The sequence below is a fragment of the Rahnella sp. CFA14(1/10) genome (genome assembly GCF_004195095.1).
GTDB lineage: Bacteria > Pseudomonadota > Gammaproteobacteria > Enterobacterales > Enterobacteriaceae > Rahnella > Rahnella perminowiae.
Genome location: NZ_SEWS01000020.1, coordinates 19,004 through 27,372 on the forward strand (window position 1 = coordinate 19,004; position 8,369 = coordinate 27,372).

Consider the following 8,369-nt stretch of genomic DNA (forward strand, 5'->3'; position numbering starts at 1 on the left):
GTGATCAGTGCGAATTCGAGTACTTACTCGTCTTCCAGCTCGATGTTGATACCCAGAGAACGGATTTCTTTCAACAGTACGTTGAAGGATTCCGGCATGCCTGGTTCCATACGATGATCGCCATCTACGATGTTTTTATACATCTTAGTACGGCCGTTCACGTCATCGGACTTAACAGTCAGCATTTCCTGCAGGGTATAAGCGGCACCGTATGCTTCCAGTGCCCACACTTCCATCTCACCGAAGCGCTGACCACCGAACTGAGCTTTACCACCCAGCGGTTGCTGAGTAACAAGGCTGTAAGAACCGGTAGAACGCGCGTGCATCTTATCGTCAACAAGGTGGTTCAGTTTCAGCATGTACATATAGCCGACGGTAACCTGACGCTCGAATTGCTCGCCGGTACGGCCGTCAAACAGTGTGATCTGACCAGAGGTTGGGATTCCGCCCATTTCAAGCAGTTGCTTGATCTCTGTCTCTTTCGCACCGTCGAAGACTGGTGTTGCGATTGGCATACCTTTTTTCAGGTTCTCAGCCAGACGCAATACTTCATCATCGGTGAAGGTGTTCAGATCCACTTTCTGACGTACATCGTCGCCCAGATCGTAGGCACGCTGGATGAACTCGCGCAGCTTAGAAACTTCTTCTTGTTTCTTCAGCATGGCATTGATTTTTTCACCAATACCTTTCGCGGCCATACCCAGGTGGGTTTCCAAAATCTGACCAATGTTCATACGTGATGGAACGCCCAGCGGGTTCAGTACGATATCAACCGGAGTCCCGTTTTCATCGTAAGGCATATCTTCGATCGGGTTGATCTTAGAGATAACACCTTTGTTACCGTGGCGGCCGGCCATCTTGTCACCAGGCTGGATTTGACGTTTAACGGCCAAATACACTTTAACGATTTTCAGCACGCCTGGTGCCAGATCATCGCCCTGAGTGATTTTACGACGCTTAGCTTCGAGTTTTTTCTCAAACTCGGATTTCAGTTCGTCGTACTGTTCAGCAAGCTGTTCCAGTTGGTTCTGTTTGTCTTCGTCAGTCAGTGACAGTTCTAACCAACGGTCGCGAGGCAATTTGCCCAGCTTGTCAGCTTCAACACCGCCAGCAACCAGCGCAGACTGGATACGTGCAAACAGACCGGCTTCCAGGATCTGCAATTCTTCAGTCAGGTCTTTCTTAGCCTGCTTCAGCTGCATCTCTTCGATTTCCAACGCACGTTTGTCTTTTTCCACGCCATCGCGGGTGAAGACTTGCACGTCGATAACCGTACCGGAAACGCCGTTTGGTACACGCAGAGAAGAGTCTTTAACATCAGACGCTTTCTCACCGAAGATCGCACGCAGCAGTTTCTCTTCCGGCGTCAGTTGGGTTTCACCTTTAGGCGTAACCTTACCCACCAGAATGTCACCACCGGTCACTTCAGCACCGATATAAACGATACCGGATTCATCCAGTTTGGAGAGCGCAGCTTCACCCACGTTAGGGATGTCAGCGGTGATCTCTTCAGGCCCTAACTTGGTGTCACGGGACACACAGGCCAGTTCCTGGATATGGATGGTCGTGAATCGGTCTTCCTGCACAACACGTTCGGAGACCAAGATGGAGTCTTCGAAGTTGTAACCGTTCCAAGGCATGAACGCGACACGCATGTTCTGACCCAGAGCCAGTTCGCCCAGATCTGTTGACGGACCATCTGCCAGCACGTCGCCGCGCTCGATTGGCTCGCCCAGATTCACACACGGCATCTGGTTGATGCAGGTGTTCTGGTTAGAACGGGTGTATTTGGTCAGGTTATAAATGTCGATACCTGCTTCGCCCGGGTACATCTCTTCTTCGTTAACACGAATAACGATACGGGATGCATCCACGTACTGAACAATACCGCCACGTTTAGCTACGGCAGTAACACCGGAGTCAACCGCTACAGCACGTTCCATACCAGTACCCACCAACGGCTTATCAGCGCGCAGAGTCGGAACGGCCTGACGTTGCATGTTCGCACCCATCAATGCACGGTTGGCGTCATCGTGTTCCAGGAATGGAATCAGTGAAGCACCAACGGAGACAACCTGTTGGGTGGAAACGTCCATGTAGTCAACCTGATCGCGGCTAAACAGGCTGGATTCGCCTTTGCTACGACAAGTGACCAGGTCTTCAATGAAGCGCCCTTCTTCGTCCAGGTTGGAGTTCGCCTGAGCGATAACGAAGTTGCCTTCTTCAATAGCAGACAGATAGTTGATTTCATCAGTCACCAGACCATCACGTACGCGACGGTAAGGGGTTTCCAGGAAACCGTACTCATTGGTCTGTGCATAAACAGACAAGGAGTTGATCAGACCGATGTTTGGACCTTCTGGCGTTTCGATTGGACATACGCGACCGTAGTGAGTCGGGTGTACGTCTCGAACTTCAAAGCCAGCACGTTCACGGGTCAAACCGCCCGGACCCAATGCAGAGATACGACGCTTATGCGTGATCTCAGACAACGGGTTGTTCTGGTCCATAAATTGTGACAGCTGGCTTGAGCCGAAGAATTCTTTCACCGCAGCCGAAATTGGCTTAGCGTTGATCATATCCTGAGGCATCAGCGTGTCGAGGTCGCCCAGAGACAGACGCTCTTTAACCGCACGCTCAACACGAACCAAACCTACACGGAATTGGTTTTCAGCCATTTCGCCGACGGAACGAATACGACGGTTGCCCAAGTGGTCGATATCGTCCACTTCGCCCTGGCCGTTACGAATACCGATCAGCTTTTTCATAACCTGAATGATGTCGTCTTTGCTCAGGATACCTGAACCTTCGATTTCATCACGCAGCAGAGAACGGTTGAACTTCATACGACCCACTGCAGACAGGTCGTAACGATCTTCAGAGAAGAACAGGTTCTCGAACAGGCTTTCAGCCGCTTCACGCGTTGGTGGCTCACCAGGACGCATCATTCGGTAGATCTCAACCAGTGCGCTCAGGCGATCGCTGGTTGGGTCGACGCGAATAGTCTCGGACATGTAAGCGCCATGATCGAGGTCGTTGGTGAACAGCGTTTCAATGGTTTTGTGGCCGGACTGGCTGAGCTTAGCCAGCAGATCCAGAGACAATTCCATGTTAGCCGGGACGATCAGCTCACCGGTATTGGTGTCGATGTAGTCTTTAGAGACCACTTTCCCTGCGATGTACTCAACAGGAACTTCGATGCGCTGAATTTCGTCTTTTTCAAGCTGACGAATATGACGGGCAGTGATACGGCGGCCTTTTTCTACATAGACTTTGCCGTCAGCTTCGATATCAAAGGAAGCTGTTTCACCACGCAGGCGTTCAGGTACCAGTTCCATCTGCAACTTGTTGTCGCGGATCTGGTAAGTCACCTTGTCAAAGAACAGGTCAAGGATCTGTTCAGTCGTGTAATTTAATGCACGCAGAATGATAGTCGCAGGCAATTTACGGCGACGGTCAATACGCACAAAGAGGTTATCTTTCGGGTCAAACTCGAAATCTAACCATGAACCGCGGTAAGGGATGATACGTGCGTTATAAAGCACTTTACCCGATGAGTGGGTCTTACCCTTGTCGCTGTCGAAGAATACGCCCGGACTACGGTGCAGCTGAGATACGATAACCCTCTCAGTACCGTTAATCACAAAGGTACCATTTTCGGTCATGAGCGGAATTTCGCCCATATAGACTTCTTGTTCCTTGATGTCTTTGACCGTACCTTCTGGTGCTTCGCGTTCGTAGATCACCAGACGCAGTTTCACACGCAGTGGCGCGGAGAACGTCACACCACGGATCTGGCATTCTTTAACGTCAAATACTGGCTCACCAAGACGGTAGCTAACGTATTGCAGCTCAGAGTTACCGCTGTAGCTCTTGATAGGGAATACAGAACGGAATGCAGCTTCCAGACCGTACTGGCCTTCCGGGTCTTGCTCGATAAACTTCTGGAACGAGTCAAGCTGGATAGAAAGGAGATATGGAATGTCCAGAACTTGTGGACGTTTACCAAAATCCTTACGAATGCGTTTTTTCTCGGTATAGGAGTAAACCATAGGGTTCCTCAGCTCGCTGATCAGTGACCCAATCTTGTCTGCCCTGAGAAGGACAGTTCATGCAACACCGTTTATGTCGACCGGAAAGCAGAAACGCTTTCCGCAATATCTGTTTTCTACCACTCTTAAATCATTTCGTTGTGCGTTATCTGTAGATGAGCTACAGCAAGAGGCAACAATATATTAAGGCGTCTATAGAAAGAGATATTAGAGTAGTTCAGTGCTCAAACAGTGTGAAACATCACTGACACTCTATAGCGCAAAAAGGCTGGTGACTAAAAAGTCACCAGCCATCAGCCTGTTAGGACAGACTGCACTCCGGGAAGTTAAACTTACTTAACTTCAACAGAAGCACCAGCTTCTTCCAGAGATTTTTTCAGAGCTTCAGCGTCATCTTTGCTGATGCCTTCTTTCAGAGCTGCTGGAGCAGACTCAACCAGGTCTTTAGCTTCTTTCAGACCCAGGCCAGTCGCGGTGCGAACAGCTTTGATAACTGCAACTTTGTTCGCGCCAACAGCGGCCAGAACAACGTCGAACTCAGTTTTTTCTTCAACAGCTTCAGCAGCAGCAGCAGGACCTGCAACAGCAGCAGCAGCAGAAACGCCGAATTTTTCTTCCATAGCGGAGATCAGTTCAACGATTTCCATTACAGACAGAGCTGCAACGCCTTCAATGATTTGTTCTTTAGTGATTGACATTTCAAGTGTTCCTAGAATTCAGAAATAGTTTATACGTAAGCAAATGAACGAGATAAAAAAGGCTGATTAAGCAGCTTCTTTCTGATCGCGTACAGCAGCCAGAGTGCGAACCAATTTGCCTGCAGAGGCTTCTTTCATGGTTGCCATCAGGCGTGCGATTGCTTCTTCGTAAGTAGGCAGAGTTGCCAAGCGGTCAATTTGAGCCGCAGAGATAAACTCACCTTCAAAGGCCGCAGCTTTAACCTCAAATTTTGCATTCGCTTTAGCGAAATCTTTGAACAGACGGGCAGCAGCGCCTGGGTGTTCAGTAGAGAATGCAATCAAGGTTGGACCGACAAACGTGTCTTTCAGGCACTCAAACTGAGTACCTTCTACGACGCGACGCATCAAGGTGTTGCGAACAACACGCATGTAAACGCCAGCTTCACGACCTGCTTTACGCAGTTCAGTCATTTTATCTACAGTTACGCCACGGGAATCCGCAACAACCGCAGACAGCGCGCCTTTGGCTACTTCGATGACTTCAGCAACAATCGCTTGTTTGTCTTGAAGATTTAATGCCATTAGCTTTTTGCTCCTGGATTTAGCCGGGGAAAATCCCCGGAACTCACATCACTTGTTATCGAGAATCGATATCAAGCGTTCAAACACGGTGAGCAGAGAATCCAGCAAAGACAAATCTTAATTCTTTATAAAAAAGACAAAGAAATATTTTCTTCAGGCTCTGTCACCGTCTACGCAGGAAGGATTAAGCCCTTTTCGGGGCACCTGCGGTCTTGGACGGAGGCCTGGATAGGCCAGGCTCCAACCGAAAAATCTTGGTTTCGCATTAACGAAACAACGGGCCATAGATTCTAGACAAATCTATCGCCCGCGTAAAGCGATAAACGTCAGCAGTTAATTAGTTAACTGTTGCGCTCAGGCCGCTTTGATCAACAGCAAGACCCGCGCCCATGGTAGTGGACAGGCTTACTTTCTTGATGAAAACGCCTTTAGCCTGAGAAGGCTTCGCTTTTTTCAGAGCGACCAACAGAGCTTCCAGGTTTTCTTTCAGCTTGTCGGATTCGAAATCAACCTTACCGATAGTGGTATGGATGATGCCGTTTTTGTCGTTACGGTAACGAACCTGACCTGCTTTAGCGTTCTTAACCGCTTCAGCAACGTTAGGGGTTACAGTACCGACTTTCGGGTTAGGCATCAGACCGCGTGGGCCCAAGACCTGACCTAATTGGCCAACAACGCGCATTGCATCTGGAGATGCGATAACAACGTCGAAGTTCATTTCGCCTTTCTTGATCAGGTCAGCCAGATCTTCCATACCAACCAGTTCAGCGCCTGCAGCTTTAGCAGCTTCAGCGTTTGCACCTTGAGTGAAGACGGCAACGCGAACAGAACGACCGGTGCCGTGTGGCAGTACGGTTGCGCCGCGAACGTTTTGATCTGATTTACGAGCGTCGATGCCGAGGTTAACAGCAACGTCAACGCTTTCTACGAATTTAGCAGTGGCCAGCTCTTTGAGCAGAGCAACGGCTTCGGTGATGTCATACTGTTTAGTAGCATCAACTTTGTCACGGATCACGCGCATGCGCTTGGTCAGCTTAGCCATTTATTAATCCTCCACTACCAGGCCCATGGAACGAGCAGTACCTTCGATGGAGCGAATCATCGCTTCAACGTCAGAACCAGTCATGTCCGCAGCTTTGGTTTCTGCGATTTCACGAACCTGAGCACTCGTTACTTTACCTACTTTGTCTTTGTTCGGCTTGCCGGAACCAGACTTGATACCAGCCGCTTTCTTCAGCAATACTGCTGCAGGAGGGGTTTTGGTAACGAAGGTGAAAGAACGGTCAGAATAAACAGTAATAACAACAGGAATTGGCAGGCCTTTTTCCATGCTATCAGTCTTAGCATTGAACGCCTTACAGAATTCCATGATGTTCACGCCTTGCTGACCCAGAGCTGGACCAACTGGCGGACTTGGGTTTGCCATACCAGCTGAAACTTGCAGCTTAACGTAGGCTTGTACTTTCTTGGCCATGGTAAATATCCTCGTTTGGGTAATATCGCCTGTTTGAAGAGGCTCCCCGTTATTTACAGTACTTTGTTCTTTATCATTTATGTGCCAAGAAGACTGCACATAAAAACAAAAGGCGCGAAATTATAGTTTAATTTCGCGCCTTGTACAACAACTGTTCTAACGAATATTTAGAACGTTGTATTAGCCCTTTTCAACCTGACCGAAGTCCAGTTCAACCGGTGTTGCACGGCCAAAGATGGAAACAGACACTTTCAGGCGGCTTTTCTCGTAATCAACTTCTTCGACCACACCATTGAAGTCTGCAAACGGCCCGTCATTAACACGTACCAGTTCACCTGGTTCGAACAATGTTTTAGGGCGTGGTTTATCCCCCACTTGTTGCAGGCGATTCATGATCGCATCAACTTCTTTATCGCTGATTGGTGCAGGACGATCTGACGTTCCGCCAATGAAGCCCATAACACGAGGAACGCTGCGAACTAAGTGCCAGCTGGCGTCATTCATTACCATCTGTACCAGCACATAACCCGGGAAGAATTTACGTTCACTTTTACGGCGCTGGCCACCACGAATTTCAACCACTTCTTCGGTTGGAACCATGACTTCACCAAACAGTTCTTCCATGTCATGTAATTTGATGTGCTCACGCAGCGATTGCGCTACGCGGCCTTCAAAGCCAGAAAACGCCTGAACGACGTACCAACGTTTTTTAGGTGCTTCAGACATTTAGAACCTCAAGCCAGTAATGAAAGATACCAGGCGGACTAAAATACCATCCAGCCCCCACAGAATCAGAGACATAACGGCAGTTACCGCCGCAACGATCAGTGTGGTATGCAATGTTTCCTGGCGCGTTGGCCAAATGACTTTACGTACTTCAGTTCGCGCTTCACGAGCAAACGCAACTGTTGCCTTGCCTTTAGTGGTCAGTAAAGCCACTGCGCCTGCAATTGCGATAATAACAACTACGGCTAACGCGCGTAACGGCAGGCTGTATGCACGGTAATAATAGTTACCGACAATAGCTACAACCAACAAAACGGCAACAACCAGCCACTTTACCGCTTCCAGGCCGCGCCCGCTCCCTTGAGCCTCGGTATTCGCACTCATAAACCAACCCGTCACAATGATTCAGAACAAACAACTTTGCCTCGCATTGCGAGGCAAACCAAACCGATCGATGCTCTACTTGAGCGCAATTCGGTGTTTTACGCTATATCTCAGAGCCTATCTCACCAGTGATTATGACGTATAAATCGCTGATGAGATAGGTTCTAGCGCCACAGCGTAGAAAAAAGGGCATCGAATGATGCCCTTTTAGTGTGTATTGCGTCAACGAATAGTGACAAAAAACTATCAGCGATTAAGCGATAACTTTAGCAACAACACCAGCACCTACAGTACGGCCGCCTTCACGGATTGCGAAACGCAGACCGTCATCCATCGCGATTGGATGGATCAGCGTAACAACCATGTTCACGTTGTCACCAGGCATTACCATCTCAACGCCTTCTGGCAGTTCGATAGTACCGGTCACGTCAGTTGTACGGAAGTAGAACTGTGGACGGTAGCCTTTGAAGA

7 protein-coding genes and 1 pseudogene are annotated in these 8,369 nt (G+C 49.0%); all 8 read right to left on the minus strand.

The genetic code is table 11. From position 1 onward, the window contains the following. Nucleotides 1–23 precede the first annotated feature (23 nt). Nucleotides 24–4,052: a DNA-directed RNA polymerase subunit beta gene (gene rpoB, locus EVX52_RS24925; RefSeq protein WP_015699039.1), complete on the minus strand. Its 4,029-nt coding sequence runs from the start codon at nucleotides 4,050–4,052 to the stop codon at nucleotides 24–26. 332 nt (nucleotides 4,053–4,384) lie between these two features. Continuing rightward, nucleotides 4,385–4,750 (minus strand): 50S ribosomal protein L7/L12, encoded by a 366-nt coding sequence (gene rplL, locus EVX52_RS24930; RefSeq protein ID WP_013577410.1) that lies wholly within the window; start codon nucleotides 4,748–4,750, stop codon nucleotides 4,385–4,387. A gap of 66 nt (nucleotides 4,751–4,816) precedes the next feature. Further along, entirely contained in the window at nucleotides 4,817–5,314 is a 498-nt protein-coding gene (gene rplJ, locus EVX52_RS24935; protein WP_013577411.1) for a 50S ribosomal protein L10, read from the minus strand. A 337-nt stretch (nucleotides 5,315–5,651) separates the two neighbouring features. Then, complete coding sequence (gene rplA, locus EVX52_RS24940; RefSeq protein ID WP_120164019.1) at nucleotides 5,652–6,356, minus strand: 50S ribosomal protein L1; 705 nt, start codon at nucleotides 6,354–6,356, stop codon at nucleotides 5,652–5,654. 3 nt (nucleotides 6,357–6,359) lie between these two features. Further along, entirely contained in the window at nucleotides 6,360–6,788 is a 429-nt protein-coding gene (rplK, locus tag EVX52_RS24945; protein ID WP_129955677.1) for a 50S ribosomal protein L11, read from the minus strand. Between the two features lie 180 nt (nucleotides 6,789–6,968). Then, nucleotides 6,969–7,514 (minus strand): transcription termination/antitermination protein NusG, encoded by a 546-nt coding sequence (gene nusG / locus EVX52_RS24950; protein WP_009639145.1) that lies wholly within the window; start codon nucleotides 7,512–7,514, stop codon nucleotides 6,969–6,971. Next, a complete protein-coding gene (gene secE, locus EVX52_RS24955; protein ID WP_034794996.1) occupies nucleotides 7,515–7,898 on the minus strand; it encodes a preprotein translocase subunit SecE in 384 nt (127 codons plus the stop codon). It abuts the gene before it with no gap. 253 nt (nucleotides 7,899–8,151) lie between these two features. Next, nucleotides 8,152–8,369 (minus strand): annotated as a pseudogene (gene tuf / locus EVX52_RS24960) (elongation factor Tu); the annotation flags it as partial.

Bases quoted from the DNA above. Each gene is read 5' to 3' on its own strand.
- rpoB (WP_015699039.1), bottom strand. From the start codon at position 4,052: ATGGTTTACTCCTATACCGAGAAAAAACGCATTCGTAAGGATTTTGGT.
- rplL (WP_013577410.1), bottom strand. From the start codon at position 4,750: ATGTCAATCACTAAAGAACAAATCATTGAAGGCGTTGCAGCTCTGTCT.
- rplJ (WP_013577411.1), bottom strand. From the start codon at position 5,314: ATGGCATTAAATCTTCAAGACAAACAAGCGATTGTTGCTGAAGTCATC.
- rplA (WP_120164019.1), bottom strand. From the start codon at position 6,356: ATGGCTAAGCTGACCAAGCGCATGCGCGTGATCCGTGACAAAGTTGAT.
- rplK (WP_129955677.1), bottom strand. From the start codon at position 6,788: ATGGCCAAGAAAGTACAAGCCTACGTTAAGCTGCAAGTTTCAGCTGGT.
- nusG (WP_009639145.1), bottom strand. From the start codon at position 7,514: ATGTCTGAAGCACCTAAAAAACGTTGGTACGTCGTTCAGGCGTTTTCT.
- secE (WP_034794996.1), bottom strand. From the start codon at position 7,898: ATGAGTGCGAATACCGAGGCTCAAGGGAGCGGGCGCGGCCTGGAAGCG.